Origin of the sequence: Mycolicibacter senuensis (assembly GCF_003284925.1) — a bacterium.
Taxonomy (GTDB): domain Bacteria; phylum Actinomycetota; class Actinomycetes; order Mycobacteriales; family Mycobacteriaceae; genus Mycobacterium; species Mycobacterium algericum_A.
Window position 1 is genome coordinate 1 of record NZ_QMEX01000052.1, and the last position, 26,644, is coordinate 26,644.

The 26,644-nt window shown below is 66.6% G+C and carries 30 protein-coding genes, 1 tRNA gene and 1 pseudogene; 17 read left to right on the plus strand and 15 right to left on the minus strand.

The annotated features are described in order from the left end of the window. The 3 genes from DQP56_RS13245 to DQP56_RS13255 form a co-directional block, all read left to right on the plus strand. On the plus strand, nt 1-518 hold a 518-nt coding region (locus DQP56_RS13245), incomplete at its 5' end, for an Rv1363c family protein (RefSeq protein ID WP_112686111.1). After that, on the plus strand, nt 515-1,003 hold the full coding sequence (locus DQP56_RS13250; RefSeq protein ID WP_112686113.1) for a mammalian cell entry protein: 489 nt from the start codon (nt 515-517) through the stop codon (nt 1,001-1,003). The genes DQP56_RS13245 and DQP56_RS13250, both read left to right, overlap by 4 nt. 16 nt (nt 1,004-1,019) lie before the next feature. Beyond that, a complete protein-coding gene (locus DQP56_RS13255) occupies nt 1,020-1,559 on the plus strand; it encodes a hypothetical protein (RefSeq protein ID WP_112686115.1) in 540 nt (179 codons plus the stop codon). 1 nt (nt 1,560) lies between these two features. On the opposite strand, the gene DQP56_RS13260 is transcribed toward DQP56_RS13255, so the two are convergent. After that, nucleotides 1,561-2,991, minus strand: a complete 1,431-nt coding sequence (locus tag DQP56_RS13260) for an alpha,alpha-trehalose-phosphate synthase (UDP-forming) (protein ID WP_083037516.1) — start codon at nt 2,989-2,991, stop codon at nt 1,561-1,563. 2 nt (nt 2,992-2,993) lie between these two features. Further along, a complete protein-coding gene (locus tag DQP56_RS24735; RefSeq protein WP_165757185.1) occupies nt 2,994-3,167 on the minus strand; it encodes a hypothetical protein in 174 nt (57 codons plus the stop codon). A gap of 64 nt (nt 3,168-3,231) precedes the next feature. Here DQP56_RS24735 and DQP56_RS13265 point away from each other — a divergent pair, with 64 nt between their 5' ends. From DQP56_RS13265 to DQP56_RS13280, 4 genes are all read left to right on the plus strand, one after another. Beyond that, on the plus strand, nt 3,232-4,152 hold the full coding sequence (locus tag DQP56_RS13265) for an enoyl-CoA hydratase (protein ID WP_112686117.1): 921 nt from the start codon (nt 3,232-3,234) through the stop codon (nt 4,150-4,152). Between the two features lie 65 nt (nt 4,153-4,217). After that, nucleotides 4,218-5,045, plus strand: coding sequence for an SDR family oxidoreductase (locus DQP56_RS13270; RefSeq protein ID WP_083037518.1), 828 nt, complete (start codon nt 4,218-4,220; stop codon nt 5,043-5,045). Nucleotides 5,046-5,047: 2 nt separating this feature from the next. After that, nucleotides 5,048-5,908, plus strand: a complete 861-nt coding sequence (locus DQP56_RS13275) for an SDR family oxidoreductase (RefSeq protein WP_112686119.1) — start codon at nt 5,048-5,050, stop codon at nt 5,906-5,908. Nucleotides 5,909-5,963: 55 nt separating this feature from the next. Beyond that, on the plus strand, nt 5,964-6,824 hold the full coding sequence (locus tag DQP56_RS13280; protein ID WP_112686121.1) for an alpha/beta fold hydrolase: 861 nt from the start codon (nt 5,964-5,966) through the stop codon (nt 6,822-6,824). A gap of 154 nt (nt 6,825-6,978) precedes the next feature. On the opposite strand, the gene DQP56_RS13285 is transcribed toward DQP56_RS13280, so the two are convergent. Then, nucleotides 6,979-7,050, minus strand: a tRNA-Thr gene (locus tag DQP56_RS13285). A gap of 19 nt (nt 7,051-7,069) precedes the next feature. Next, nucleotides 7,070-7,831 carry an MlaD family protein gene (locus tag DQP56_RS13290; protein WP_112686123.1) on the minus strand — a complete coding sequence of 254 codons (762 nt, stop codon included), beginning with the start codon at nt 7,829-7,831 and terminating at the stop codon, nt 7,070-7,072. Between the two features lie 108 nt (nt 7,832-7,939). Here DQP56_RS13290 and DQP56_RS13295 point away from each other — a divergent pair, with 108 nt between their 5' ends. Both DQP56_RS13295 and DQP56_RS13300 read left to right on the plus strand, forming a co-directional pair. Beyond that, nucleotides 7,940-8,659, plus strand: a complete 720-nt coding sequence (locus tag DQP56_RS13295; RefSeq protein WP_013830539.1) for a response regulator transcription factor — start codon at nt 7,940-7,942, stop codon at nt 8,657-8,659. Nucleotides 8,660-8,711: 52 nt separating this feature from the next. Continuing rightward, entirely contained in the window at nt 8,712-10,166 is a 1,455-nt protein-coding gene (locus DQP56_RS13300) for a sensor histidine kinase (protein WP_112686125.1), read from the plus strand. Nucleotides 10,167-10,169: 3 nt separating this feature from the next. Here DQP56_RS13300 and DQP56_RS13305 read toward each other — a convergent pair whose 3' ends face one another. Continuing rightward, the gene (locus tag DQP56_RS13305) at nt 10,170-10,574 is read right to left on the minus strand and encodes an HIT family protein (protein ID WP_165825017.1); all 405 of its coding nucleotides are present in this window, start codon (nt 10,572-10,574) and stop codon (nt 10,170-10,172) included. 112 nt (nt 10,575-10,686) lie between these two features. Between DQP56_RS13305 and DQP56_RS13310 the strand changes: the two genes are divergently transcribed. Next, nucleotides 10,687-11,217 (plus strand): YceI family protein, encoded by a 531-nt coding sequence (locus tag DQP56_RS13310; RefSeq protein ID WP_112686129.1) that lies wholly within the window; start codon nt 10,687-10,689, stop codon nt 11,215-11,217. A gap of 140 nt (nt 11,218-11,357) precedes the next feature. On the opposite strand, the gene DQP56_RS13315 is transcribed toward DQP56_RS13310, so the two are convergent. From DQP56_RS13315 to DQP56_RS13360, 10 genes are all read right to left on the minus strand, one after another. Beyond that, nucleotides 11,358-12,485 carry an NDMA-dependent alcohol dehydrogenase gene (locus tag DQP56_RS13315; RefSeq protein WP_112686159.1) on the minus strand — a complete coding sequence of 376 codons (1,128 nt, stop codon included), beginning with the start codon at nt 12,483-12,485 and terminating at the stop codon, nt 11,358-11,360. Nucleotides 12,486-12,648: 163 nt separating this feature from the next. After that, on the minus strand, nt 12,649-13,899 hold the full coding sequence (locus DQP56_RS13320) for a cytochrome P450 (RefSeq protein ID WP_435673861.1): 1,251 nt from the start codon (nt 13,897-13,899) through the stop codon (nt 12,649-12,651). A gap of 68 nt (nt 13,900-13,967) precedes the next feature. Further along, complete coding sequence (locus DQP56_RS13325; RefSeq protein ID WP_112686131.1) at nt 13,968-14,708, minus strand: glucose 1-dehydrogenase; 741 nt, start codon at nt 14,706-14,708, stop codon at nt 13,968-13,970. A gap of 8 nt (nt 14,709-14,716) precedes the next feature. Further along, nucleotides 14,717-15,805 (minus strand): NAD(P)H-dependent amine dehydrogenase family protein, encoded by a 1,089-nt coding sequence (locus DQP56_RS13330; protein ID WP_112686133.1) that lies wholly within the window; start codon nt 15,803-15,805, stop codon nt 14,717-14,719. A 26-nt stretch (nt 15,806-15,831) separates the two neighbouring features. Continuing rightward, nucleotides 15,832-16,377 (minus strand): nuclear transport factor 2-like protein, encoded by a 546-nt coding sequence (locus DQP56_RS13335; protein ID WP_112686135.1) that lies wholly within the window; start codon nt 16,375-16,377, stop codon nt 15,832-15,834. A 5-nt stretch (nt 16,378-16,382) separates the two neighbouring features. Next, entirely contained in the window at nt 16,383-16,589 is a 207-nt protein-coding gene (gene fdx / locus DQP56_RS13340; RefSeq protein ID WP_112686137.1) for a ferredoxin Fdx, read from the minus strand. 10 nt (nt 16,590-16,599) lie between these two features. Continuing rightward, nucleotides 16,600-17,955 (minus strand): lanosterol 14-alpha demethylase, encoded by a 1,356-nt coding sequence (cyp51, locus tag DQP56_RS13345; protein ID WP_112686139.1) that lies wholly within the window; start codon nt 17,953-17,955, stop codon nt 16,600-16,602. Further along, nucleotides 17,952-18,782, minus strand: coding sequence for an SDR family oxidoreductase (locus tag DQP56_RS13350; RefSeq protein WP_112686141.1), 831 nt, complete (start codon nt 18,780-18,782; stop codon nt 17,952-17,954). Before DQP56_RS13350 ends, cyp51 begins: the two co-directional genes overlap by 4 nt. Then, nucleotides 18,783-20,009: a cytochrome P450 gene (locus DQP56_RS13355; RefSeq protein ID WP_112686143.1), complete on the minus strand. Its 1,227-nt coding sequence runs from the start codon at nt 20,007-20,009 to the stop codon at nt 18,783-18,785. Beyond that, the gene (locus DQP56_RS13360; RefSeq protein WP_112686145.1) at nt 20,006-20,644 is read right to left on the minus strand and encodes a TetR/AcrR family transcriptional regulator; all 639 of its coding nucleotides are present in this window, start codon (nt 20,642-20,644) and stop codon (nt 20,006-20,008) included. Before DQP56_RS13360 ends, DQP56_RS13355 begins: the two co-directional genes overlap by 4 nt. Before the next feature lie 166 nt (nt 20,645-20,810). On the opposite strand from DQP56_RS13360, the gene DQP56_RS13365 reads away from it, so the two are divergent. From DQP56_RS13365 to DQP56_RS13395, 7 genes and pseudogenes are all read left to right on the plus strand, one after another. After that, complete coding sequence (locus DQP56_RS13365) at nt 20,811-22,280, plus strand: aldehyde dehydrogenase (RefSeq protein WP_112686147.1); 1,470 nt, start codon at nt 20,811-20,813, stop codon at nt 22,278-22,280. 33 nt (nt 22,281-22,313) lie between these two features. Next, entirely contained in the window at nt 22,314-23,066 is a 753-nt protein-coding gene (locus DQP56_RS13370; protein WP_112686149.1) for an SDR family oxidoreductase, read from the plus strand. A 47-nt stretch (nt 23,067-23,113) separates the two neighbouring features. Next, on the plus strand, nt 23,114-23,980 hold the full coding sequence (locus tag DQP56_RS13375; RefSeq protein ID WP_112686151.1) for an NAD(P)-dependent oxidoreductase: 867 nt from the start codon (nt 23,114-23,116) through the stop codon (nt 23,978-23,980). Between the two features lie 10 nt (nt 23,981-23,990). Continuing rightward, entirely contained in the window at nt 23,991-24,416 is a 426-nt protein-coding gene (locus DQP56_RS13380; RefSeq protein WP_112686153.1) for a carboxymuconolactone decarboxylase family protein, read from the plus strand. A 17-nt stretch (nt 24,417-24,433) separates the two neighbouring features. Continuing rightward, complete coding sequence (locus tag DQP56_RS13385) at nt 24,434-25,186, plus strand: enoyl-CoA hydratase/isomerase family protein (protein WP_112686155.1); 753 nt, start codon at nt 24,434-24,436, stop codon at nt 25,184-25,186. After that, nucleotides 25,183-26,061, plus strand: a complete 879-nt coding sequence (locus DQP56_RS13390; protein WP_112686157.1) for an SDR family NAD(P)-dependent oxidoreductase — start codon at nt 25,183-25,185, stop codon at nt 26,059-26,061. Before DQP56_RS13385 ends, DQP56_RS13390 begins: the two co-directional genes overlap by 4 nt. 271 nt (nt 26,062-26,332) lie before the next feature. Next, nucleotides 26,333-26,644: pseudogene (locus tag DQP56_RS13395) on the plus strand (PGRS repeat-containing protein); the annotation flags it as partial.

Below are 26,644 nucleotides of genomic sequence, written 5' to 3' on the forward strand. Positions count from 1 at the left end.
GGCGACAGCCCAACGCGCGCCAGGCCGCTGTCGTTGCGGCGGCGGCCGCCCTGGTGGCCAGCGTCGTGCTGGGCGGTCTGGTCGGCGTGCTGCTGGTGCAACACCGGCACGCCGCCGCGGCCGAGAGCCGTGATCAGCGCTTCGTCGACACCGCGGTCCAGACCGTGCTGAACATGTACACCTACACGCCCGACACCATCAACGAGCAGGTGGACCGCTTCGTGGCCGGCACCAGCGGACCGCTGCGCGACACCATGGCCGGCAACGCGGACAACCTCAAGGCGCTGCTGCGAGAGACCAAGCACAGCTCGGAGGCGGTCATCAATGCCGCAGCGCTGGAGAACACGGATGATGTGGCCGGCAACGCCTCGGTCCTGGTTGCGATGCGCGCGACCGCCACGGATGCCGACGGCGTCAACAAGCCGTCGCAGCCGTACGCGCTGCGGATCATCGTGCACGAAGACGATGCCGGCAACATGACCGCCTACGACCTCAAATGGCCGGACGGTAGTCGATGAACCGGCGCTGGTCGGCCCTGGTGGCCCTGGTGGTCCTGCTCGGAGTGTTCGTCGGTCTGGGTGCCAGCGCCGGCTCGCTGTACTGGAGCCGGGTCCAGACGCGGGGGCAGGAGCTGGCCCGCACCGAGTTGGCCAAGCTGACCGCCGACGAGATCCCCAAGGTGCTCGGCTACGACTACACGACCGTGGAACGCAGCCTGACCGAAACCTATCCGATGTTCACCGACGACTACCGGCGTGAGTTCGAGGCCCGGGCCGTCAACGAGATCATCCCGCAGGCCCGGGAGAAGCAGCTGGTGAACCAGGTCGACGTCGTCGGCGTGGGCCCGCTGGACGCGAAGCGGACCACCGGTTCGGTGCTGGTGTTCGTCAACCGCACCGTCACGGGCAAGTCCAAGGAGAAGTTCTACGAGGGCAGTCGGCTGCGGGTCGACTTCCGCAAGGTCGACAGCAAGTGGCTGATCAGCAACATCGCGCCGATCTAGCTGAGAGGATTGCGCCATGAGGAAGCTCATTCGCGGTCTGGCCGCGTTCGGCATCGCCGTGGCGGCGAGCGCCGGGCTGGCCGTCGAGGCCGGCGCGGACGACGACGCCTTGCCGGAAGGCACCCTTGAGGGCATCTACACCTACAACGGCGCCGGCACCACGGCGACGTGGAAGATTTACCCGCTGTGCGTGCCCACCGTGGGCGACGGCCGGGTGCCGCTGAATCTGGCGATCGGTTGCCGGCTGCAGGTCGAAAGCAACGGCCCGCCGGGGCAGGCCGGCTCCTACCGGCTGTCCAACGGCCTGTGGTCCTACCACACGCCGCTGCTGGCCGGTACCCGATGCCCGGACGGCAGCACCGCCGGCAGCGAAGAGATGTACCAGTTCGACACGTCGCTGCGCGGCACCTACACCCAGTCACACAATGCGGTCTGCGGCTGGCAGCCCGGGCTCGAAAAGCACCCGTTCACCCTGACGTTCGTGTCGCCGCTGCCCAACCCGGTGGTCCGCTACCCGCTGACCTGTCAGGACAACCCGATTCACCTGTGCAGCTGAGCTAGTCGGCCGTTTCGGCGAGCGAGTCCAGGAAGGATCGGGCCCAGCGGTCGACGTCGTGGGTCAGCACCTGGCGGCGCAGCGCACGCATACGCCGGCGGCCGTCTTCGGGGTTCTGGTTGATCGCCGCCTCGATGGCATCCTTGACGCCCTCCAGGTCGTGCGGGTTGACCAAGTAGGATTGCTTCAATTCTGCTGCCGCACCAGTGAATTCACTCAAGACGAGGGCGCCGCCCAGGTCGCTGCGGCAAGCCACGTACTCCTTGGCGACCAGATTCATCCCGTCGCGCAGCGGGGTTACCAGCATGACGTCACTGGCCACGAAGAACGCGATCAACTCGTCGCGGGGGACCGGGCGGTGCAGGTAGTGCACCACCGGGTGACCGACCTCGCTGTACTCGCCGTTGATGTGACCGACCTGGCGTTCGATGTCCTCGCGCAGGATCTGGTAACTCTCCACCCTTTCCCGGCTGGGTGTCGCCAGCTGCACCAGCACGGTGTCGTCGCGCTTGGCGCGGCCCTCGGCGAGCAGCTCGTTGAACGCCTTGAGCCGGACGTCGATCCCCTTGGTGTAGTCCAGCCGGTCCACGCCGAGCAGGATCTTGCGCGGATGACCCAATTCGGCCCGGATCTCCTTTGCGCGCCGCCGGATTCCCCGCTCACGCGCCTTGTGGTCGAGCTCCCCGGAGTCGATCGAGATCGGAAAGGCGCCAACACGCACGGTTCGGTCAGGCAGACTCACCTCGCCGAACCTGCCGCGAACCCCCACCGCGCCGCGCGAGGTGGCCGCGCCGGTCAGGTTGCGGGACAGGAACAGGAAGTTCTGCGCGCCGCCGGGCAGGTGGAAACCGACGAGGTCGGCGCCGAGTAGGCCGTCGACGATCTCTCTGCGCCACGGCAGCTGCATGAACAGCTCCACCGGTGGGAACGGGATGTGCAGGAAGAATCCGATGGTCAGGTCCGGACGCAGACTTCGCAGCATCTTGGGCACCAGCTGCAACTGATAGTCCTGGACCCACACCGTAGCGCCCGGTCCGGCGGCCTCCGACGTGGCCTCGGCGAACCGGCGGTTGACGTCGACGTAGCGCTCCCACCACTGCCGGTGGTAGATCGGCTTGACGATCACGTCGTGGTACAAGGGCCACAGTGTCGCGTTGGAGAATCCCTCGTAGTAGTCGGCGATATCGGTGGCGCTCAGTGCTACCGGATGCAGTCGCAGGTCCTCGATATCGATCGGCTCCGCGGGGCCGTCCGGAGTGCCGGGCCAACCCACCCAGGCGCCGTGGCGCTTGCGCAACAGCGGCTCGAGCGCGGTGACCAACCCGCCGGGGCTGCGCTTGTACGCCGTCGTGCCGTCGGGCAGTACGTCGATGTCGATCGGCAGCCGGTTGGCCACCACCACGAAGTCGGCCTGGCCCCCCGACCCCGGCACCGCTAGGCCCCGGGCTTCTCGGTATTCGCCGGACCGATCCCCAGCATGGACAGGAAGACCCGGCACTCGTCGGCGTCCTCAGCGTAGGCGGCTACGACTCGCCGCGCTTGGCGTGCGGTGCTGTCGGCCAGCGGTTCCACGTCGTCGATCTCGGCGGGTTCGGATTTAGCAGGCATGCCGTCGACTCTAGCGAAGTGCGCCGTAACCTGTGAGGCGGACGACAACGAGGGCGGAGGTCCAGTGGCGACATCGGAGACCACATCAGAGCAGGTCGGCGATCTCGTCGACTACGAAATCCTCGACGACGGCCGCATCGCCCGGATCTGGCTGAACCGTCCGGAGACCCACAACGCGCAGAACCGCACCCTGCTGGTGCAGCTCGACGAAGCGTTCGGCCGGGCGGAGGCCGACGACGCCGTGCGGGTGGTGATACTGGCGGCGCGCGGTGAGAATTTCTCCGCCGGCCACGACCTGGGCTCGGAGGCGGCGGTGGCCGAGCGCCGGGCCGGGCCGGACCAGCACCCGAGTTTCCGGAGCCACGGCGGCACCCGGGAACCGGTCGTCGAGAAAACCTACCTGCAGGAGTGGCACTACTACTTCTCGAACACCTGCCGTTGGCGGGAGCTGCGCAAGATCACCATCGCGCAGGTGCAGGGCAACGCCATCTCCGCCGGGTTGATGTTGATCTGGGCGTGCGATCTGATCGTCGCCGCCGACAACGCCCGGTTCTCCGACGTGGTGGGGGTGCGTCTGGGCATGCCGGGCGTCGAGTACTACGCCCACCCGTGGGAGTTCGGCCCGCGCAAGGCCAAGGAACTGCTGCTGACCGGGGACTCGCTGGATGCCGACGAGGCCTACCGGCTGGGAATGGTCTCGAAGGTGTTCGGTGTCGAGGAACTGGCGGACAAGACACTGGAGTTCGCCCGCCGCATCGCGCAGCTTCCGACCATGGCCGCGCTGTTGATCAAAGACTCGGTCAACGCCGCCGCCGACGCCATGGGCTTTTCCGAGGCGCTGCGCCACGGGTTCCATATCCATCAACTCGGCCACGCGCACTGGTCGGCGCATAACGACAACAAGTTTCCGGTCGCGCTGCCGCCGGAGGTACCCGACTGGCGCACCGCCAAGGCCACTGACGTGGCCCGTCGCGACCAGCCGTAGCCACAGCTCCGGCCAGCATGGTTCCATGGGTAGAACATGTTCCAGTTTTGGTGTGAGGGGTCGGTGTGACACTTTCGTCGCGGATTTCGTTCGACGGCCGCAGTTACCTGATCACCGGTGGCGGTAGCGGTATCGGTAAGGCGGTGGCGGCCGCGCTGTCCGCCGCCGGGGCCGATGTGCTGATCGTCGGCCGTAATGCCGAGCGGCTGGCCGCGGTGGCCGACGAGATCGGGGTACGCCACCAGGCGACCGACGTCACCGACGAGGACAGCGTGATCGCAGCCGTCGACGCCGCCGTGAGCGGAAGCGGTCGGCTGCACGGGGTGGTGCACTGCGCCGGCGGTTCGGAGACCATCGGTCCGATCACCCAGATCGACTCGGAGGCGTGGCGGCGCACTGTTGACCTCAACATCAACGGCGCCATGTACGTGCTCAAACACGCCGGGCGGGCGCTGGTGCGTGGCGGCGGCGGCTCCTTCGTCGGGATCTCCTCGATCGCGGCCAGCAACACCCACCGCTGGTTCGGCGCCTACGGTCCCACCAAGTCGGCGCTGGACCATTTGATGCAGCTGGCCGCCGACGAACTGGGTGCCTCGTGGGTGCGGGTCAACAGCATCCGCCCCGGCCTGACCCGCACCGACCTGGTGTCGGTGGTCCTCGATACCCCGGCACTGGCCGAGGACTACCGGGTCAGCACCCCGCTGCCGCGGGTCGGTGAGGTAGAAGATGTCGCCGACTTGGCGCTGTTCCTGCTCAGCGACGCTGCCGGCTACATCACCGGCCAGGTCATCAACGTCGACGGCGGGCAGATGCTGCGCCGCGGCCCGGACTTCACGGCGATGCTGGAGCCGGCGTTCGGCGCCGACGGCCTGCGCGGCGTGGTCGGCGAATAGCCGTGGGCGTCTATGCGGTCACCGGTTCGGCATCCGGGATGGGGCAGCAGGCGGCGCAGAAGCTGCGCGCGGCCGGGCACACCGTGCTCGGGGTGGACCTGCGCGACGCCGACGTCATAGCCGACCTGTCGACAGCGGATGGTCGTGCGGCGGGCGCCGCGGCGGTGCTGGCCGCGTGTGAGGGCCGCTTGGACGGTGCGGTACTGGCCGCCGGCGTCGGACCCACTCCGCGGGCGACGCCGCTGATCCTGCAGGTCAACTACTTCGGGGTCGTCGAACTGCTGGAGGCATGGCGCCCGGCGCTGGCTGCCGCCGGCGCCGCCAAAGTCGTGGTGGTCGCCAGTAATTCGACCACCACCGTGCCGGCGGTGCCGCGTGCTGCCGTGCGGGCGTTGCTGGCCGGCAAGGCAGCCAAGGCGACGCGCCGGCTGCGACTGCTCGGCCCGGGCGCGCCGTCGCTGGCCTATGCGGCGTCCAAGATCGCGGTGTCGCGCTGGGTGCGCCGACGGGCGGTCGAGCCGTCGTGGGCGGGGGCGGGCATCCGGCTCAACGCGCTGGCGCCGGGGGCGATCATGACGCCGCTGTTGGAAAACCAGCTCGCCACGCCTGGCCAAGAGAAGGCCGTCCGCAGCTTCCCGGTACCGGTCGGGGGTTTCGGCGATCCGGGCCAACTGGCCGACTGGATGCTGTTCATGCTTTCTGACTCCGCCGACTTCCTCTGCGGCAGCGTGATCTTTGTCGACGGCGGTTCGGACGCCTATTTCCGAGCCGACGACTGGCCGCGCAACGTCGGGGTGTCGCGGCTACCGCGTTACCTGATGCGGTTCCGGGCGTTCCAGGCAGCCGCGCCCCCGGCGCCTTGACCGGTGGTGTTCGGCATTAGCGTGTCTAAAGACTTGGGAGATGTTGAGGAGAGAAATGCCCGCAGAACTGAGCCACGACGAGACCCTGCGCGAGGTCACCACCGAGCAGGGCGTGCTGCGCTACCACGAGGCCGGTGACGGCCCGACGTTGCTGCTGCTGCACGGCTCCGGACCGGGCGTGACCGGGTGGCGCAACTACCGCGGCGTGCTGCCGGCGTTCGCCGAGCACTTCCGCTGCCTGGTGCTGGAATTCCCCGGGTTCGGGGTCAGCGACGATTTCGGTGGGCACCCGATGGTGACAGCCTTCGGCGCGGTCGGGCAGTTCGCCGACGCGTTGGGGCTGGACCAGTTCAGCATCGTCGGCAACTCGATGGGCGGCGGCGTCGGCATCAACTACGCCATCAACAGTCCGGAGAAGGTGCGCAAGCTGGTCACCATCGGCGGCATCGGCACCAACCTGCTCACCCCCGGGCCGCCCGAGGGCATCCGGCTGCTGCAGGAATTCACCGACAACCCCAGCCGGGAGAGCCTGATCCGCTGGCTGGAGTCGATGGTCTACGACCCGAAAGTGATCACCGAGCAGCTGATCGAGGAGCGCTGGGCGCTGGCGACCGACGCCGAGACGCTGGCGAGTGCACGGCGGATGTACGGCAAGGAAGCCTTCACCAACATGGTGAAGATGATGCAGGCGTCCAAGGGTCCGCTGCCGTGGGCGATGATGCACCGGGTCAAGGCACCAACGCTGGTCACCTGGGGCCGCGACGACCGGGTCAGCCCGCTGGACATGGCGCTGATCCCGATGCGCACCATTCCCAACGCGGAGTTCCACGTATTCCCCAACTGCGGGCACTGGACGATGATCGAGGCCAAGGACGCCTTCACCTCGGTGGTGCTGGACTTCCTGCGGCGCGATTGATTGATTGTCCCGCAAGCACACTGAACGCCATAGCTGCACACTCAAGCGGGCTCTGCCCTGCGGAACGCCAGGTCGCAATTCCGCGGCATGGTTTGAGTGTGCGGTGGCGGCGTTGAGCGTGCGGTGCCAGCCGGCGCTCAACTTGTTGCCTCGGAGCCCCCTGTCAGGATTGAACTGACGACCGCTCGCTTACAAGGCGAGTGCTCTACCACTGAGCTAAGGAGGCGGGTCTAGCCGGTGCCAGCCTAATGGGGCTCGGTCGGTCGCTCCAGATCGGTCGGGTCCTGGTCGACCACTCGCTGCGAGCGCACGCTCCGCGGCGGCGGCGGGCGCCGACTGGACCGGCGCGGCAGCAGCGGGATGCGCTCGGCGATGTTGCTCAGCGGGTTGACCACCATGGTCAGCGCGATCACCGCCTCCTGCAGGGTATCGATGGCGGGCTCCAGCGCCTCCATCCCCGGGGCCAGCCGGCTCAATGTGTCGGCGACATCGGCAAGCTGCTCCAGCGGGCCGTTGCGCGCGGTGAGCTTGTCGATCAGCCCACCCTCGGCCAGCAGCCGGTCGGCCAGGCCGTCTTCGGACAGCAGCCGCTCGATCAATCCGTTCTCGTCGGTCAGTTGATCCACCAGTCCGCCGGGCTGCAATGCCCGCTGCAGCCCGCCGCCCTCGGCGGTGAGCCGGTCGAGGACGCCTCCCGGCCCGGTCAGTTGGTCGACCAGGCCCCCGGGAGCCAGCAGCCGGTCAGCGGGGCCCCCCGGAGCCAGGGCGCGGCCGAGTGGAGCGTCGTCGTCCATCAATTTGGCGAGCCGGTTGGCCCGGGCGATGGTGTCCTCCAGGCCCAGCATCTGCGCCATCGAGTTGGCGGGCCCATGGGTTTCGGGTTCGCCGAGGGTCTGCCGGGCCAGCCCAAGCGCCGCCGTGGCGACCCCGAGTCCGGCGTCGGCGATCGAAAGACCGATCCGCGCCGGTGCGGTCGATACGGCGATCAGCTGTTTGGCCAGGCCCACCAGGCCAGTGTAGGGGCGATAAAGCACCGATATCAGGTAGTTTGATTGACAACAAACACACAGCCGGTTTCCAGTTTATTTTCACCCGTTCGGGAGGGAATTGACTCCATGGGAGCTACAGCTGCGCAAGACGCCGCACCGGAGGCCCGAATCCTGGTCGTCGATGACGAAACCAACATCGTCGAGCTGCTGTCGGTCAGCTTGAAATTCCAGGGGTTCGAGGTCTACACCGCATCCAGCGGACCGGCGGCGCTGGACCGTGCGCGCGAGGTCCGGCCGGACGCGGTGATCCTGGATGTGATGATGCCCGGGATGGACGGGTTCGGTGTGCTGCGACGGCTGCGCGCCGACGGTATCGACGCCCCGGCGCTGTTCTTGACCGCCCGTGACTCGTTACAAGACAAGATCACCGGCCTGACCCTCGGCGGCGACGACTATGTGACCAAGCCGTTCAGCCTGGAGGAGGTGGTGGCCCGGCTGCGAGTCATCCTGCGCCGGGCCGGCAAAGGTGCCGGTGAGCCACGCAACTCGCGCCTGAGCTTCGCCGACATCGAACTCGATGAGGACACCCACGAGGTGTGGAAGGCGGGTCAGCCGGTGTCGTTGTCGCCCACCGAGTTCACCCTGCTGCGCTATTTCGTGATCAATGCCGGCACCGTGCTGAGCAAGCCGAAGATCCTCGACCACGTTTGGCGCTACGACTTCGGCGGTGACGTCAACGTGGTGGAGTCTTACGTCTCCTATCTGCGGCGCAAGATCGACACCGGCGAGAAGCGACTGCTGCACACGCTGCGCGGGGTTGGCTATGTATTGCGCGAGCCGCGCTAGCGAATGCCGCCGGTGATTGCCGGGCGCGGGGGATAGGACGAAGGATATCGGGATGGCGAAACCCCCGCGCGGCATCCTGCCCCTGCGTGTCAGCCTGGTCGCCGCCACGCTGGCCATGGTGGCCATCGGCTTGCTGGCACAGGGATACGCCGTGACCACCATCCTGCGGCACCGGCTGATCAGCAGGATCGACGCCACGCTGATCGACGCGGCGCACGGTTGGGCGCTTGAGCAGCGCGGGCGGTCACCGGCGAAGGCGGACGAGGATCCCAACCCCGGCCGGCCGCCGACGAGCTTCTATGTTCGCGATGTCGACCCCGACGGCAGCGTCTGGACCGTCGTCAACGATCAGAATGCCGAGCCGCAGCTGCCGCCGGACAACGACGTGGGGTCGGTGCCGGTCACCATCGGCTCGGTCGACGGGTCGGGTGTGCAGTGGCGAGCCCTGTCGGTGCACGGTGAGAGCGGCAGGCTGATCACCGTGGCCAGGGATCTGTCGGACCCGCGGGCCACGCTGCGCTACCTGGCATGGTCGCGGGTGGCGATCGGCGTCGGGGTACTGCTGGTTCTCGGCGCCGCCGGGTATCTGGTGGTCAACCGCAGCCTGCGCCCGTTGGCCGAGGTTGAGCGGACCGCGGCGGCGATCGCCGCCGGCCAGTTGGATCGCCGTGTGCCCGAACGTGATCCGCGCACCGAGGTGGGACGGCTCTCGCTCGCGCTCAACGGCATGCTGGCGCAGATTCAGCAGGCGGTGGCCTCTTCGATCGCCTCGGCAGACAACGCGCGCGTCTCCGAGGAGCGGATGCGCCGGTTCATCACCGACGCCAGCCACGAGCTACGCACGCCATTGACCACGATCCGCGGCTTCGCGGAGTTGTACCGGCAGGGTGCGGCCCGTGACGTCGAGTTGCTGATGTCTCGCATCGAGAGCGAAGCCCGCCGGATGGGCCTGCTCGTCGAGGATCTACTGCTGCTTGCCCGCATGGACGCCCAGCGGCCGCTGGAGCGGCACTGGGTCGACCTGCTGGTCTTGGCGACCGACGCGGTGCACGACGCCCGGGCGATCGCGCCGGGCCGCGCCATCGAACTGGAGGTCTTCGACGGCCCGGGCACCCCCGAGGTGCTCGGTGACGAAGCGCGGCTGCGTCAGGTGGTGAGCAATCTCATGTCCAATGCGCTGGAGCACACTCCGGAAGACGCCGCGATCACCGTGCGGGTCGGTACCGCCGGGGGCGATGCGATCCTTGAGGTCGTCGACCAGGGCCCCGGGATGAGCGAGCAGGACGTGCAGCGGGCCTTCGAGCGGTTCTTTCGCACCGACTCGTCGCGGGCGAGAGTCAGTGGCGGCACGGGTCTGGGACTTTCGATCGTCGACTCGCTGATCCGTGCCCATCACGGCACCGTCACCGTGAGCTCGCCACCCGGTCAGGGGTGCACCTTTCGGGTCGCGGTACCTCGGCTTGCCGAGAGGGCCCAGCCGGCCGAGTTACCCGCCGAAATCAACTGAACATCAAGGAATCTCGGACAGCGCCGCCTTGATCTTGGTTTGCGCCTCGTCGAGTGATTCCGGTGACGGGTTGCGGTCCACGCCGGCGAAGCCGAAATCGGACAGGCTGCGAGTCGGAAAGACGTGGACGTGCAGGTGCGGGACCTCCAGGCCGGCGATGATCATGCCGGCGCGGTCGGTGTCGAACGCCCGGCATACCGCCCTGCCGATTCGCTGTGCCACGGCCATCACCCCGGCGAACACGGCGCCGTCGACGTCCTGCCACTGGTCGATCTCGGCGCGGGGCACCACCAGGGTGTGGCCCTGCGTCATCGGTTCGATGGTTAGGAAACCAACGACGTCGTCGTCCTCGTAAACGAATCGACCTGGCAGTTCCCGGTTGATGATCTTGGTGAAGACAGTGCTCATGAACTTCAGCATATGCGTCGAGTGTCGGATATAGCGGGCGTAGCTGCGTATTATCGAAGACACGCTGGTGCCCCTGGCGGGTGCTCGTCACGCCATAGGTAGAGGAGATGAGATGTCAGCTGTCACAACATTTCTCAGTAGTCCCGAGGCGGTCGGCGATTGGAGCCTCGATACCGAGCAGTCGAGCATCCGGTTCGAGAACGGCACGATGTGGGGCGCGCTGAAGGTGCGTGGCGCTTTCACCGAGTTTTCTGGCAGTGGCGAGATCAAGGATGCCAACACCGTGTCGGGCCGCATCGATATCAAGGCCGCCTCGATCGACACCGGCCTGCGCACCCGCGACCATGACCTGCGGCGGTCGAATTTCTTCGACACCGACCACTACCCCGACATCACCGTTGTGGTCAAGAGCGGGGAACCGGCCGGTGGTGACGCCGCCCGGCTGGACGCCGACCTGACCGTCAAGGGCATCACCGGGCCGCTACCGCTGAAGGTCGACATCACCCCACTCGGTGACGGGGGCGTGCGGCTTACCGCCGAGACAACTGTCACGCGCAAGCAGTTCGCCGTCGAGGGCAATTTTCTGGGGATGGTCGGCAACAGGACCAGGCTGAAGGCCAGCGTGGTGTTCCGGAAGGTCTGATTCACGCGTTGACGCTGCGTGCAGGGCGGGAAAGTGCGAGTGAGATGCGCCCTGTACGCAGCGTGAACGCCTAAGCGGCTCCGCCGTGCTAGCGATCCGCTGGGCTGTAACGCGGACCCGCTTCGCCCGGCTCCGCCGCGCTAGCGATCCGCGTCGGTGTAGCGGATGATGCCGCGGATGTTCTTGCCGTCGAGCATGTCCTGGTAGCCCTCATTGATCTGCTCGAGTTGGTACTGGCGGGTCACCATGTCATCCAGGTTCAGCTTGCCCACCTTGTACATCGACAGGAGTTGCGGGATGTCGTACTGCGGGTTGCCGCCGCCGAAGATGGTGCCCTGCAGGTTCTTCTGCAGCAATGTCAGCATCGCCAGGTTGAGTGTGACCTGGTTGTCGAGCATGCTGCCCATCGCGGTGAGCACACAGGTGCCGCCCTTGGCCGTCAGGATCATGTAATTGTCGATGTCCGTGCCGTGCACCTCACCGACGGTGACGATGACCTTCTTGGCCATAAGCCCCGCCGTGACCTCCATGATGCCGCCCATGGCGGCATTGATCTCCGGGTAGACGTGCGTAGCACCGAACTTCAGTGCCTGGTCGCGCTTCCAATCGACCGGGTCGATGACGAAGATGTTGCGCGCGCCGGCGTTGACTGCGCCCTGCAGGGCAGACATCCCCACCCCGCCGACGCCGACGATCGCGACGTCGTCGCCGGGACGGATGTCGGCGGTGCGCACCGCCGAGCCGTAACCGGTGGTGACGCCGCAGCCCACCAGGCAGGCCACCTCGAACGGGATGGCCGGGTCGATCTTCACCACCGATGTCTTGTGCACGACCATCCACGGCGAGAAGGTGCCCAGCAACGTCATGGGGTACACGCCTTGGCCGCGGGCCGTGACGCGGAAGGTGCCGTCGCTGACCGCCACGCCGTTGAGCAGTCCCGCGCCCAGGTCGCACAGGTTGCGCAGCCCGGACTGGCAGGTCGGACAGCTGCCGCAGGAGGGAATGAAGGACAGCACCACGTGGTCACCGGGGGCGATGTCCTCCACACCGGGGCCGACCTCGGTGACGATGCCCGCGCCCTCGTGCCCGCCGAGGACGGGGAAGCCGGCCATCGGGATGCTCCCGGTCATCAGATGGTGGTCGGAGTGGCACATCCCGGCCGCCTCCATCTGGATCTTGACCTCGTCCTTCTGAGGTTCACCAATCTCGATCTCTTCGACCGACCACGGCTTGTTGAACTCCCAGAGCAACGCACCCTTTGTCTTCACCACGAACCTGCTTTCATTCTCGAATATCCGGCTAGGAAACTGGCCCCGGTCGTCGCCCGGGACTCCGGGCAGCCCACTCGTCGCAGCCTATAGCCCGTCACAGCCCGGGGGAAGGGGTCGCCCAACCAACCGTCTGATTGACCGTGAGTGCCATGGATCGGGCCTAGCCGTGGTAGGCGACCTGCAGGTCTTTGACCCCGTTGATCCAGCCCGAACGGAGCCGTTGCGGCTCGGCCAGTTTGGTGATGTCGGGTAGCTGGTTGGCGATCTCATCGAACATCAACCGGATCTCCATGCGGGCCAGGTTGGCGCCGATGCAATAGTGCGTACCCTGTCCACCGAACGCCAGATGCGGGTTGGGATCACGCAGGACGTCGAAAGCGAAGGGTCGCTCGAAGACTTCCTCGTCGAAGTTGGCCGAACTGTAGAACAGGCCGACCCGCTGTCCCTGCCCGATGGGCACCCCGCCGATCTCGGTGTCGATCTTGGCGGTGCGCTGAAAGCAATGCACCGGAGTGGCCCAGCGGACGATCTCGTCGACGGCGGTCTCGGGGCGCTCCCGCTTGTAGAGCTCCCACTGGTCGGGGTTTTCCGCGAAGGCGTTGATGCCGTGAGTCATGGCGTTGCGGGTGGTCTCGTTGCCCGCCACCGCCAGCAGGATCACGAAGAACGCGAACTCGGTCTCGCCGAGTGATTCACCGTCCATGTCGGCCTGGACCAACCGCGTGACGATGTCGTCGGCCGGGCAGCGCCGCCGCTGCTCGGCCATAGTGTAGGCGTAACCCATCAATTCGGCATTGGCCATGGCCGGATCGGAGTCGAAGTCGGGGTCATCGGTGTTCATGATCGAGTTGGTCCAGTGAAACAACCTCTCGCGATCGGCTTCGGGCACCCCGATCAGATCGGCGATCGCCAACAACGGCAGCTTCATCGCGATGTCATCGACGAAGTTGCCGCTGTCCTTCTCGGCGGCGGCCGCAACGATATCGCGCGCCGACTGCGCCAGCTTCTCCTCCAACGCTCCCACGGATCGCGGGGTGAACAATCGGGACACCAGCTTGCGCAACCGGGTGTGCTCGGGCGGGTCATGGTTGATCAGCAGCGCCTTGGTCAGCTCCAACTGGTCGGCGGTGATGCCGTCGGGCAGCCGCATCACCGCGCCCTTGGCGTTGGTCGACCACACCTCGTTGTCGCGTGAGATCTCTTTGATGTGTTGGTGTTTGCTGACCACCCAGTAGCCGCCGTCATCGAAGATGTTGCTGTGCGCGGGCTGCTCGTTCCACCAGACCGGGGCGGTCTTGCGTAACTCGGCGAACTGGGCGATGGGCATGCCTTGCAACAGCACGTCCGGATCGGTGAAATCGAAACCCGGGCCGAACGGACAGGCTGGTTGCGTTGATGTCAAGACGAACACCTCTGATTGTCGCGGGATGCCGAGCCAACTTCGAACATACACATGATTGTCATGTGTATGACCGGATGTCAACCGGTTTTGTGAGGTACGTCGGTGACCAGACCGCCGTCCATGACGAACTCCGAACCAGTGGCATAAGAGGATTCATCACTGGCCAGGAAGACCACAAAGGTTGAGACCTCCTCGGACTCGCCGGGCCGGCCCAGCGGGATGGTGACCATATCCTCGGGCAGATGCTCGGTCATCGGGGTGCGGATGAATCCGGGATGCAGGGAATTGACCCGAATGTTGTGGCGCGCCAGTTCAAGTGCGGCGGACTTGGACAGCCCCCGCACCGCCCATTTGGAGGCGACATAGGGGTGCACCATCGGTGCGCCGCGCAGCCCCTCGATGGAGGACACGTTGATGATGGAACCGCCGCCCGCGGCGATCATCGAGTCGATCGCCGCACGCATACCGAGAAAGGTGCCATTCAGGTTCACGTCGATCACGTTGTGCCACTGGTCCAGATCGAACTTGCGCAGCGACCCCAGCGCCACGGTGCCGGCATTGTTGACCAACACGTTCAACTTGCCGAACCCGTCGACCGCGGCGGTCACCGCGGCGGCCCACTGCTCGGGGTCCCGGACGTCGAGGTGCACGTAGGCCGCCGCCTCGCCGAGTTCGGCCGCCAGCGCCGCCCCCTCCTCGTCGAGCACGTCGCCGATGACTACCTGGGCGCCCTCGGCGACCAGCATGCGGGCGTGGGATGCGCCCATGCCGCGCGCACCGCCGCTGATCAAAGCTACTTTTCCGTCGACGCGCCCCATAGCTGTCCTCAGCCTTTCGATGATTCGGTGATGATCTGTGTGCCGCCGGTGACCAGCGGCAGGTCCAGCGTGGTGACGATGCCCGGCGGTGCTGCGACAACGGCGGGAACGGCGTTGACCACCCGTCCCACCCCGGCGGCGATGGCCGCGTAGTTGTGATCGCCGTAGCGGCTGGTGGGGCAGATGTCGACGGCGTAGGACGGTTCGCCGGTGATCTCCACCCGGTAGGAGCCGCCCGGTTGGGCCGACTGCGGCCAGTCCGGCCGCAGGTCGCTGCGCAGTCGCGTGACGTGCTCCACCACGATCAGCGGGTGGTCGTCGACGATGCCGCGGACCTCGAACTTGAGTGCGGCGACACCGCCCTTGGGGATGTGCCCGGCAGCGATGTCGAACGCCTCAGGCGCGGGTTCACGCTCCGAAGAGTCGGTGATGGCGTCCAGGGTCATGCCCAACCCGTTGGCCAGCTCACGGATCGCGGCGCCCCACGCGACGCTCAAGATACCGGGCTGCAGCAGCATCGGGACTTCGTCGAGCGAGCTTCCGAAGCCCATCACGTCGAACATGACCTCAGCGCCGTCATAGGTAGCGTAGTCGGCGATCTCCAGGCAGCGGATCTGCTCGACGTGTTGGCAGGTGCTGGCAAACGCCAACGGCACCAGGTCGTTGATGAACCCCGGGTCGACGCCGTTGACGTAGACGGTCGAATTACCCTGCTGGGCAGCCTCTTCAACAGGGGCGATGAACTTATCCGGGATGACGCCCCACGGGTATTGCAGCACCCCGGGCGCCGTGCCGACGACGTTGATGCCGGCCGCGAGCAGCCGGCAGACGTCACGCAGCGCGCCGGGCAGCCGGGTGTCGCCCATGGCGCAGTAGAGCGCGGCGTCGGGCTTGGCGGCGATGATCGCATCGAAGTCATCGGTGGCGGCAATACCGGTATGGACGTCGAGGCCGGCCAGCTCGCCGGCGTCGTTGCCCACTTTGGCGGCTGTTGAGACCCACACGCCGGTCAGCTCGTAGGCGGGATTGCTGATCAGCCCCCGCAGGGCGATGCGCCCGGCGTTGCCGGTGCCGATCAGAGCGACGCGGATGGCCACGTGTTCTCCTGGGCGTGAATTGCGGGCTACCAGAGCGGGACTGGCGACTGGCCGAGCGGGTAGTAGCCGGGGAGCTTCTCGCCGGCCAGGCTGCGCTCGATGCGCTTCTGCATACCCTTCGAGAGCTTGCCGGCGGTCATCAGATCCAGGTACAGCTTCTGGACGTGGCCGAAGTCGAAGAAGTCGCGCTGCCACTCGATCTTGGCATTGGCGTTGAGCCGAAACCAGCTGCCGCCGATCCCGTAGATCTCCGATTCGACACCATCGGAGTCTGTCGCGACCTGCTTCCAGAATCCGACGATCTCACCCTGTTTGTCGTCGATGATCACCTTCTGGTACGGATAGTGCCAGTTGTCCAACCCCTCCATCTCCAGGCCCAGGGCGATGTCACGGATCTCGTCGATGCCGACGCAGATGACGTCTTCTTTGGGGCCGATGTTCCAGCCGTAGGTGGCGTCATCGGCGAAGAAGTCCGCCAGCGGTCGCCAGTCGCCGGCGGCTTCGGCTTCCCGGTTGGCCTGCAGCCAGCGCTCGACCCAGTCTTCGAGTTGTTGGCGGGGGAAAGATGGCATGGTTCTCAATCCTTTTTCTCTTCAATGGACAACGCTCGGGTGGGACAGGCCCGCACGGCCTCTTGGATCTGGCGACGGTCGGATTCCGGTGGCTCGTCGTTGAGGATCTCGACCTTGCCGCGCTTGGGCACCCGGAAATAATCGGGCGCCTCCAGCTCGCACATGGCGTGGCCCTGGCACAGGTCCAGATCGACCTTGACTCGAAAAGCCATGGGAATACCCCTATTTGGTTCGCCGCCGGTAGCGCACCTTGGCCGGCCGGGCAAGCTGCACCACCATTTTGGAATGGTCGTTACGATAGGTCTCCGGCGGCTGCGACATCTCGAACTCGTACTCGCGCAGCAGCACCGAGAAGATGGCCTTGATCTGCATGGTGGCGAACGCCGCGCCGACACAGCGATGCCGGCCCGCTCCGAACGGAATCCAGGTCCAGCGCTGGAGGACGTCTTCCTCCCGCGGCTCGTTATAGCGTTCTGGCACGAACTCGTTCGGCTCCGGGAAGGATTCCGGGATCCGGTTGGAGACCGCCGGAGAGGCCGCCACCATCTCGCCCTCGTGGATCGGGTAGCCGCAGACCTCGAACTCGCCTTTGGCCATCCGCATCAAGATGATCAGCGGAGGGTGCAGCCGCAGCGTCTCCTTGAGCACGTTCTCCAGGTTCGGGATCTGGCGCAGCGCATGGAAACTCACTTCACCGCCGTCGGCGTACAGCTCATCGAGCTCACTGATGACGGCCGCGTGTGCCTCGGGGTGGCGCAACAACTCGATCAGCGTCCAGGCGGAAGTCCCAGAGCTGGTGTGGTGGCCGGCGAACATGATCGAGATGATGATCCCGGTGATCTCGTCGGCGGAGAACCGTGGATTGCCGCTCTCGTCGGGGATCGAGACCATGACGTCGATCATGTCCCGGCGCCTCTTGTCGGTCTCCGGATTGGCGATTCGGCCATCCATGATGTGCTGCACCAGCTCGACCAGCTTGATGCGGGCGGCGTCCCGGCGCTGGAAGCTCTCGATCGGCAGATACGGGTCGACGTAGCACAGCGGGTCGGTGCCGCGCTCCAACTCGTAGTACAGCTCGGCGAACCGGTGGTCGAGTTCTTCGCGGAACTTCTTGCCGATCAGGCAGGCCGTCGAGGTGTAGATGGTCAGCTCGGCGAAGAACTCCAGCAGATCGATCTCGCCCTCGTCGCCCCAGTCGGCGATCATCTTGCGCACTTCGTGCTCGATGGTGCTGGCGTGGCTCTTCATGTGGTCGCCGCGGAGTGCGGTGTTGTGCAACATCTCCGCGCGGCGTTCCGGCGGCGCGTCGAACACCACGCCGTTGCCGAAGATCGGGGTCATGAACGGGTAGGCCGCCGCCTGGTCGAGCTCGTCATCGGTGGACCGGAAGAAGAACTCGTTGGCTTCGGCGCCGGTCAGCAGCACCACCTTGCGGCCGGCCAGATCAAACCAGCCGACATCCCCGCATTCGTCGCGCACCCGCTGCATCAGCCCGATCGGGTCGGTACGGAACTCCTCGAGGTGGCCGTGCTCGGCCTCTCCTCCCGAGACCCGGGGTACCTCAGTTGTGACGGTCATGATTGCGGCATTCCTTCCTCACCCAGTTGCAGGTGCTGACGATCGGAGTCGGTGTCGTGCAACGGCGCCTCGGGCTGCACCTCCAGGTCGACGATGTGCGCTCCGCGCGGTGTCTCCGCGACGAAGGCGATGGCGCGGGCCAGGTCTTGTGGGCGCAGGAAGTAGCTGTGCCGGGCCTGGCCCCACTTGGCCCAGTCCTGCAGCATGGGTCCCACCTGCTCGGCGGAGAGCTTCCAGCCCATCTCGGTCCGGGTCGGCCCCGGATGCACGATCGAGGCCCGAACGCCGGTGCCCTCCAACTCCATTCGCATGTTCTTGACCATCGCGACCAGTGCCGCTTTGGCGGCACCGTAAGCACCCATGTGCGGACGCTGCTGCAGCGCGACATCGGAGCCGACGAAGATCACGTCACCGCGTCGGCGGGCCACCATGTCCGGTACCACCGCCGTGGCCAGCCGGTTGGCGCCGATCAGGTGCACCTGGATCTGGTCGTTGAACGCCTCGGTGCTCATCTCGTGGATGCGACCCGGGAACATGTCACCGGCACCGGAGACCAGCAGCTCGATCTCGCCGAGGGCATCGATGCTGGACGCCACAAAGGATTTCACCGAGTCGGCGTCGGTGACGTCCAGCGGGAAGGCGACCGCCTCGCCACCCTCGCCGCGTATCTTGTCGACCAGCTCGGTGAGCTTGTCGGCGCGCCGGGCGCCCAAGGCCACCGGAAAACCGCGGCGCGCCAGCTCTTCTGCCGTGGCGGCGCCGATGCCCGAGGACGCACCCGCGACGATGGCGGGCCGCCGGGCCGGGGGTGGATCGAAACGTGGCACTTACGCCTCCTTGATGGTGATGGGGAGGTCGGCGAAGCCGCGCACATTGGATGAGTGCACCCGCACGGCATTGGCTTCGTCGACCTGGAAGTCGCTGATCCGGCTGAACAGTTCGTCGAGCGCGACCCTGGCTTCCATCCGGGCCAGATGCGCACCGAGGCAGAAGTGGGCCCCGCTGCCGAAACTGAGCAGCTTGGAGCCGATATCCCGGCCGATCCGGAAGCTGTCGGGATCGTCGAAGACCCGCTCGTCGCGGTTACCGGAACCCGGCAGCAGTAGCACCACCGATTCGGCCGGGATGGTGGTGCCGCCCACGGTGTAGTCCTGCGCGGCGGTGCGCGCCAGAATCTGGCTGGGCGTGTCGTAACGCAGGGTCTCCTCGACCCACAGCGGGATCCGGGAGTGATCGGCGAACAGCGGTGTCAGTTGGTCGCGGTTGCGGTGCCCCCAGTAGATGGCGCTGCCCAGCAGCTTGGTCGTGGTCTCGTTGCCGGCGATCACCATCAGGAACAGAAAGGCCAGGATCTCGGAGTCGCCGAGCCGGTCGCCGTCGACCTCGGTCTCCAGCAGCGCCGAGGTCAGGTTGTCGGCCGGGTTCTTCTTGAAGTCGGCGATCATCTGGTTGTAATAGGTCATCAGATCTGCCGAGGCCTGGATCGCCGACTGCGGGACGTCGGTAACGCCGTCCTCACGGTGCAGCACTCCGTCGGCCAGTTCCCGGATTCTGGCCCGGTCGGATTCGGGCACACCCATCAGCTCGGAGATGACGTCCATCGGCAGTTTGCCGGCGAAGTCGTTGATGAAGTCGAACGAGCAGGTGCCGTCGGGCCCGGGCTGGATCGCGGCGTCCAGATGCTGGCGGGCCAGCCGTACCACCTGCGGTTCGAGCTCACGAATGCGCCGCGGGGTGAAGCCCTTGGAGACCAGGGTGCGAAGCCGCAGGTGCGCCGGGTCGTCCATCGCCAGGAACGACATCACCAGTTGGGCGTGCGGGCCGCGGGATACCGGGTCCAGCGAGACGCCGTCGCGGTTGGACAGCGCCTCGCTGTTGCGGAAGCCTTGCAGCACATCGGTGTGACGTGAGATCGCCCAGAAGTCCAGCTCTTCGTTGTGATACACCGGGGCTTCGTCGCGCAGCCGCCGGTAGTAGGGGAACGGGTCCTCGTGAAAGTCGTAGTCGTAGGGGTTGAGGACCGGCGGGTTGGACGTCGTGGCGTGCAGGCTCATCGTGCTGCTCCCGATTCGAGGATCAGGCTGACCACGTAGGCCAGCCGGTCGGTGATCTGGTGGTAGGTGAAGGCGCCGCTGCCGGCGTTGACCAGGGCGCCGAAGAACGTCATCTCCAACGCCGAGATGGTTCGTGGATCCGCGCCGGGTCCGATGGCCGAGGTGATTCGCCGATGGATCTCCGCGCCGATCCGGTCGCGCACCGTGCGGACCGCCGGGTCGCCGCTGCCGCTGAGCAACGCCGCGGTGCAGGCCGCCGCGACTTCCGGTTCGTCGGCGACCACCAGCGCCAGATGCCGCAGCGCCTGGTTGACCCGGCTGGGCATCGGCTCGTTGACGTCGGTGAAGTACGGAACCTGACGCACCAGGTCCAGATAGACCTCGGCTATCAAGTGGTTCTTCGACGAGAAGTAGGTGTAGGCGGTCGCCGGGGCGACCTTGGCCCGCGCGGCGACCGCACGAACGGTGAGGTCCGCGTAGGACTTTTCGCGCAACATCTCGACACCGGCGGTCAGCACCTTGCGGAAGGTCTCCTCCTGGCGACGGTTGCGGCCGCCAGGGGCGCCCGGGGCCGCCGACGGTACCGCCGGTGCGCCGTTCGCCGGTGTGACTGCCGTCACGGATTCGCTGGACACCTGTCTAACGTAGCCGACGTCGGCTTGGTTGGGCAAGTCCGCAGGGAAATACCGTTTTATCGGCTACCGGGTTGCCAGAGTCGCGATTCTGCCGCTAGGGTTCGACCGAGCGTAACGGACAAGTGTCCAATTTGAGTCGGGCACCGAGAAGCTGTGGGAGTAACTGATGGCGCTACTGGCCGACGGCGTGAGCCGGCTGCTCATCGACGGAAAGCTGACCGCCGGCGGGGCCGGCGGGTTCGCCACCGTCAACCCGGCCACCGAGGAGGTGCTGGGTGAGGCGGCCAACGCTGACGGCGCCGACATGGACCGCGCCATCGACGCGGCACGGCGGGCATTCGACGACACCGACTGGTCGACCAACACCGAGCTGCGGGTGCGCTGCGTACGCCAGCTGCGTGACGCCATGCGCGAGCAGGTAGAAGAGCTGCGGGAGCTGACGATCTCCGAGGTGGGTGCGCCGCGGATGCTCACCGCCGGTGCCCAGCTTGAGGGCCCGGTCGAGGACCTCGGGTTCGCCGCGGACACCGCCGAAAGCTACGAGTGGACGCAGGATCTCGGCCACGCCACCCCGCTGGGCATTCCCACACGACGGTCGGTGGTGCGCGAGGCGGTCGGGGTCGTCGGCGCCATCACGCCGTGGAACTTCCCGCACCAGATCAATCTGGCCAAGCTCGGCCCGGCGCTGGCTGCGGGTAACACCGTGATACTCAAACCCGCGCCCGACACCCCGTGGGTTGCCGCGGTGCTCGGGGAGCTGATCGCCGAGCACACCGACATCCCGCCGGGCGTCGTCAACATCGTCACCTCCACCGACCACACGCTGGGTGCCATGCTCGCCAAAGACCCTCGGGTGGACATGGTCTCGTTCACCGGTTCGACGGCCACCGGCCGCAGCGTGATGACCGACGCGGCCGCCACCATCAAGAAGGTCTTTCTGGAACTGGGGGGCAAGTCGGCTTTCGTGGTGCTCGACGACGCCGACCTCGCCGCGGCCTGCTCGGTGGCGGGCTTCTCGGTCTGTCTGCACGCCGGGCAGGGCTGTGCGATCACCACCCGGTTGGTGGTGCCGCGGGCTCGCTACGACGAGGCGGTGGCCATCGCGGCCGGCACGATGGGCTCGATCAAGCCCGGCGACCCGAGCAAGCCCGGCACGGTCTGCGGTCCGGTGATCTCGGCGCGCCAGCGCGACCGGGTGCAGAGCTACCTGGACCTGGCCCTGGCTGAGGGCGGTGAATTCGCCTGTGGCGGTGGCCGCCCGGCCGATCAACCCGCTGGATTCTTCATCGAGCCCACCGTCATCGCCGGGTTGACCAACGATGCTCGGGTGGCCCGGGAGGAGATCTTCGGCCCGGTGCTCACCGTGATCGCCCACGACGGCGACGACGACGCGGTGCGGATCGCCAACGACTCGCCCTACGGCCTGTCGGCCACCGTCTATGGTGCCGATGCGCAGCGAGCGGCCGCGGTGGCGGCCCGGATGCGGGCCGGGACGGTCAACGTCAACGGCGGGGTCTGGTATTCGGCGGACGTGCCGTTCGGCGGATACAAGCAGTCCGGCAACGGACGTGAGATGGGTGTCGCCGGGTTCGAGGAGTACCTGGAGACCAAAGCCATTGCAACAGCAGCGAACTGATAATCGATAACGGGATTCAAGGGAGAGCAGCAGATGGGCCAATTCGATGACAAGGTGGCCATCGTCACCGGCTCCGGTGGCGGGATCGGTCAGGCGTACGCGACGGCGCTGGCCGCTGAGGGCGCCGCGGTGGTGGTCGCCGACATCAACCTCGAGGGCGCGCAGAACGTCGCCAAGCAAATCGTCGCCGACGGCGGCAAGGCCCTCGCGGTGGGAGTCGACGTCTCCGCCCCAGAGTCGGCGCAGGCCATGGCCGATGCGGCGGTCGCTGAATTCGGCGGGATCGACTACCTGGTCAACAACGCCGCGATCTTCGGCGGCATGAAGCTCGACGGGCTGCTGACCGTGCCGTGGGACTACTACGAGAAGTTCATGCGGGTGAACCTCGACGGTGCGCTGATCTGCACCCGCGCGGTCTACGAGCACATGGCCAAGCGTGGCGGCGGTGCCATCGTCAACCAGTCGTCGACCGCGGCGTGGGTGTACGCGAACTTCTACGGGCTGGCCAAGGTCGGTATCAACGGCCTGACCCAGCAGCTCTCCCGTGAGCTGGGCTGGCGCAACATCCGGATCAACGCGATCGCGCCGGGCCCGATCGACACCGAGGCCAACCGGGTCACCACTCCGCAGGCCATCGTGAAGCAGATGGTGCAGCAGTTGCCACTCGCACGGATGGGCACGCCCGAGGACCTGGTTCCGATGTGCCTGTTCCTGCTGTCGGATCAGGCGTCGTGGATCACCGGACAGATCTTCAACGTCGACGGCGGACAGATCATCCGATCATAGCCACCGGCGACGATGCAGAGCGAAGCGATGAAGAGGAGTCGGAACTTATGACCCCAGCGACTGAGGCAACACCGCGCCTCGGCTACATCGGGCTCGGGAACATGGGTGCGCCGATGGCCAAGCGAATGGTCGAATGGCCCGGCGGCGTAACGGTTTTTGACGTGCGCGCCGAAGCGATGGCCCCGCTGGTCGAAGCCGGGGCAAGCCCGGCCGAGAACCTCGCGGACCTCGCGGCGGCAGCCGACATCATCAGTGTCACGGTGCTCGATGACGCCCAGGTCCGCGAGGTCGTCGCCGAACTGGCGGTCAACGCGAAGCCGGGCACCGTCATCGCGATCCACTCGACCATCGCCGACACCACCGCCGCCGAGCTGGCGGGCCAGCTGAAGCCGCAGGGCATCCACGTCATCGACGCACCGGTCAGCGGCGGTGCCGGAGCCGCCGAGAAGGGCCAGCTGGCGACCATGGTCGGAGCGGAGCGCGCGGTCTACGAACAGATCAAGCCGGCGTTCAAGCAATGGGCGTCACTGGTCATCCATGCCGGCGAGCCCGGGGCCGGCACCCGAATGAAGCTGGCGCGCAACATGCTGACGTTCACCGCTTACGCCGCTGCCGGTGAGGCCATGAAATTGGCCGAGGCGGCGGGGCTGGATCTGCAGGCGTTGGGCCGGGTGGTGCGACACACCGACGCACTCACCGGTGGGCCCGGGGCCATCATGCTGCTCGACTCGACGGCGCCCTTGGCGGCGGACCACTTCCTGCACGATGCCTTCACCCATACCCGGGGGCTCGGGGAGAAAGACCTCAGCCTCGCACTGGCATTGGGCCAGGCCACCGGAGTCGACCTCCCGCTCGCCCAGATTGCGCTGACCGAGCTCGCCGTGGGCCTGGGTGTGCCGCACACCAACGACTAGGAGAGATCTGATGGACGAACTGCGCCGTACCGGGCTGGCCAAGATGAACGAGGTCTACGCCTGGGATATGCCGGACATGCCCGGCGAGTACTTCGCGCTCACCGCCGACCACCTGTTCGGCCGGATCTGGACCCGGCCCGGACTTTCGATGCGGGACAAGCGATTGATGACGCTGTCGGTGGTTACCGCCCTCGGGCTGAAGGACTTGGCCGAGATCCAGGTCAACGCCGCGCTGCACAACGAGGAACTGAACGAGGACGAGCTGCGCGAGCTGCCGATCTTCCTGACTCACTACGTCGGATTCCCGCTCGGTTCAGTGCTCAACGGTGTGGTCGAGCAGGTCATCGCCAAGCGCCGCAAGGCCGCCGCTGCCGGAAAGGCTGAGGACAAGAAGGCCAACGTCGAGTCCGCGCTGGGCAAGCACGGCACCGGATAGGGAGTGCGGAGAGCAATATGAGCCTGGAGATCACCACGGCGGGGCGGGTGCGGACCTTGACCCTGACGAGACCCGAGGCGCTCAACGCCTTCAACGAGGCGCTTTACGACGCCACCACCGAGGCGCTGTTGGATGCCGCGCAGGATCCCGAGGTGGCGGTCGTGGTGCTCACCGGCGCCGGCCGGGCCTTCAGCGCCGGGACCGACCTCAAGGAGATGCAGGCGCGCGTCACCGCAACGGATTTCACTCCGGGCCGGCACGGCTTCCTGGGGTTGATCGACGCGCTCAACGGATTCGCGAAGCCGTTGATCTGCGCGGTCAACGGAGTCGGGATCGGCATCGGCACGACCATTCTCGGTTACGCCGACTTGGCGTTCATGTCGTCGACCGCACGGCTGATGTGCCCGTTCACCAGTCTCGGTGTCGCGCCGGAGGCGGCGTCGTCGTATCTGCTGCCGAGGCTGATCGGTCGGCAGAACGCCGCCTGGCTGCTGATGTCCTCGGAATGGATCACCGCCGAGCAAGCCTTGGAGATGGGCCTGGTCTGGAAGGTCTGCGAGCCCGATGAGCTGATGGCTGAGGCGCATCGGCACGCCGACATCCTCGCTGCGCGACCGCTCGCCAGCCTGATGGCGGTCAAGAAGAGCATCGCCGCCCCCACCCTGCCCGGGGTGGCGGCCGCCCGCGAGCGGGAGAATGCCTATTTCGCCGAGCTGATGGGCTTCGGCGCCAATGCCGAGGCGCTGGCGGCCTTCACCTCGACACCATGACCGACGAGACATTGCTCGCCGGGCGGGCTGCCGTCGTGGCCGGGGGCAGCCGGGGAGTTGGCCGGGCGGTCGCCGAAGTGCTTGCGGCTTGCGGCGCCGGTGTGGTGGTCAACGGCCGGGATCCGGCCGCGGTGGACGGCACCGTCGCGGCGATCACCGGTTCGGGAGGTCGGGCCGTCGGGGTGGCCGGGGCCGCCAACGTCGAGGCGACCGCGACGGCGTTGATGGCGGCCTGCCGGGACGAATACGGCAGCGTCGACGTGCTGATCAACTGTGCCGGCGTCGCCGAACCCCCCGGTTCCTCGATCCTGTCGATATCCGGCGGGCAATTCCAGGAATTGCTCGACGCTCATCTCGGCACGGTGTTCCACACTTGCCGGGCCGCCGCCCCCATCATGGCCGAGCAGCGACGGGGGTCGATCGTCAACAGCGGTTCGGTGGCATTCCTGGGCGACTACGGCGGCACCGGCTATCCCGCCGGCAAGGGAGCGATTAACTCCCTGACGCTGGCAATGGCGGCCGAACTCGCGGAGTACGACGTTCGGGCCAATGTCGTCTGTCCGGGCGCAAAGACGCGGCTGTCGACCGGCGCCGACTACGAGCAGCACATCCGCGGCCTGCACGCCCGCGGCCTGCTCGATGAGTTCACCATGCAGGCGTCGCTGGATCCGGCGCCGACCGGCTACGTGGCACCGCTGTATGCCTACCTGGCCAGCGACCTGGCGAGGACGGTGACCGGCTCGGTGTTCCTTTCATCCGGAGGCTTCGTCGGCCGATTCGACCGTCCCGTCCCCGCGGTGCTGGGTTACCGCGATCACCATGGCTCGTCACCGTGGTCGATCGCGGAGTTGCACGCCATGGTGACGGGCAGTTGACCGGCTGTAAGTGATCGGCCGTTCTCAGTAGATACATAGCCAATCTCAGCGATATGGCGATTATCACTACGGAAGTCCACTGTGGTGGACGTCATTGGCTTGTGATAAGCGACCAGGGCTTTTCTGCGCGATTGGTTCGATGAAAGTCTATCGCAGGATACTTTCGTCCAAGTCTCAAGTGGTTAGTCTTCCTATAAATCTGTAGCTTCCGTTCCCGCGGACATTATCCGCACTCTCAGCTTGGGAGACTCAGGGATTCGGGAGCAGCGAAGTGGCTCGTCAGCGCAACAGCAATCGTCTATCGCAGAACCGTCGCACGCTGGCGGCGTCTTCGGCGGTGGCGGCGTTTTTGGCGTTTGGGGTGGCTCCGGTGGTGGCGGCGCCGACTGCGCAGGCCGATGACTTCGGTCTGGATGCGTTCTGGGATTTCTTCGGTGTCGATGATGGTGGCGTTGCGTCGGACTTTGATCTGTTCGATGTGTCGACGTGGGGTGTGCCCGGTGTTGCTGAGGGTGGCTTGTTCGGGTTGTGGGATGCCGATCATGCCGAGCAGTGGCAGGAGACGTTCTATCTGCCGTTGCAC

What these genes read in the sequence shown, in the direction of transcription:
- DQP56_RS13250 (WP_112686113.1), top strand. Translation starts at nt 515, where the DNA reads ATGAACCGGCGCTGGTCGGCCCTGGTGGCCCTGGTGGTCCTGCTCGGA.
- DQP56_RS13255 (WP_112686115.1), top strand. Translation starts at nt 1,020, where the DNA reads ATGAGGAAGCTCATTCGCGGTCTGGCCGCGTTCGGCATCGCCGTGGCG.
- DQP56_RS24735 (WP_165757185.1), bottom strand. Translation starts at nt 3,167, where the DNA reads ATGCCTGCTAAATCCGAACCCGCCGAGATCGACGACGTGGAACCGCTG.
- DQP56_RS13280 (WP_112686121.1), top strand. Translation starts at nt 5,964, where the DNA reads ATGCCCGCAGAACTGAGCCACGACGAGACCCTGCGCGAGGTCACCACC.
- DQP56_RS13295 (WP_013830539.1), top strand. Translation starts at nt 7,940, where the DNA reads ATGGGAGCTACAGCTGCGCAAGACGCCGCACCGGAGGCCCGAATCCTG.
- DQP56_RS13300 (WP_112686125.1), top strand. Translation starts at nt 8,712, where the DNA reads ATGGCGAAACCCCCGCGCGGCATCCTGCCCCTGCGTGTCAGCCTGGTC.
- DQP56_RS13305 (WP_165825017.1), bottom strand. Translation starts at nt 10,574, where the DNA reads ATGAGCACTGTCTTCACCAAGATCATCAACCGGGAACTGCCAGGTCGA.
- DQP56_RS13310 (WP_112686129.1), top strand. Translation starts at nt 10,687, where the DNA reads ATGTCAGCTGTCACAACATTTCTCAGTAGTCCCGAGGCGGTCGGCGAT.
- DQP56_RS13325 (WP_112686131.1), bottom strand. Translation starts at nt 14,708, where the DNA reads ATGGGGCGCGTCGACGGAAAAGTAGCTTTGATCAGCGGCGGTGCGCGC.
- DQP56_RS13335 (WP_112686135.1), bottom strand. Translation starts at nt 16,377, where the DNA reads ATGCCATCTTTCCCCCGCCAACAACTCGAAGACTGGGTCGAGCGCTGG.
- fdx (WP_112686137.1), bottom strand. Translation starts at nt 16,589, where the DNA reads ATGGCTTTTCGAGTCAAGGTCGATCTGGACCTGTGCCAGGGCCACGCC.
- cyp51 (WP_112686139.1), bottom strand. Translation starts at nt 17,955, where the DNA reads ATGACCGTCACAACTGAGGTACCCCGGGTCTCGGGAGGAGAGGCCGAG.
- DQP56_RS13355 (WP_112686143.1), bottom strand. Translation starts at nt 20,009, where the DNA reads ATGAGCCTGCACGCCACGACGTCCAACCCGCCGGTCCTCAACCCCTAC.
- DQP56_RS13365 (WP_112686147.1), top strand. Translation starts at nt 20,811, where the DNA reads ATGGCGCTACTGGCCGACGGCGTGAGCCGGCTGCTCATCGACGGAAAG.
- DQP56_RS13370 (WP_112686149.1), top strand. Translation starts at nt 22,314, where the DNA reads ATGGGCCAATTCGATGACAAGGTGGCCATCGTCACCGGCTCCGGTGGC.
- DQP56_RS13375 (WP_112686151.1), top strand. Translation starts at nt 23,114, where the DNA reads ATGACCCCAGCGACTGAGGCAACACCGCGCCTCGGCTACATCGGGCTC.
- DQP56_RS13380 (WP_112686153.1), top strand. Translation starts at nt 23,991, where the DNA reads ATGGACGAACTGCGCCGTACCGGGCTGGCCAAGATGAACGAGGTCTAC.
- DQP56_RS13385 (WP_112686155.1), top strand. Translation starts at nt 24,434, where the DNA reads ATGAGCCTGGAGATCACCACGGCGGGGCGGGTGCGGACCTTGACCCTG.
- DQP56_RS13390 (WP_112686157.1), top strand. Translation starts at nt 25,183, where the DNA reads ATGACCGACGAGACATTGCTCGCCGGGCGGGCTGCCGTCGTGGCCGGG.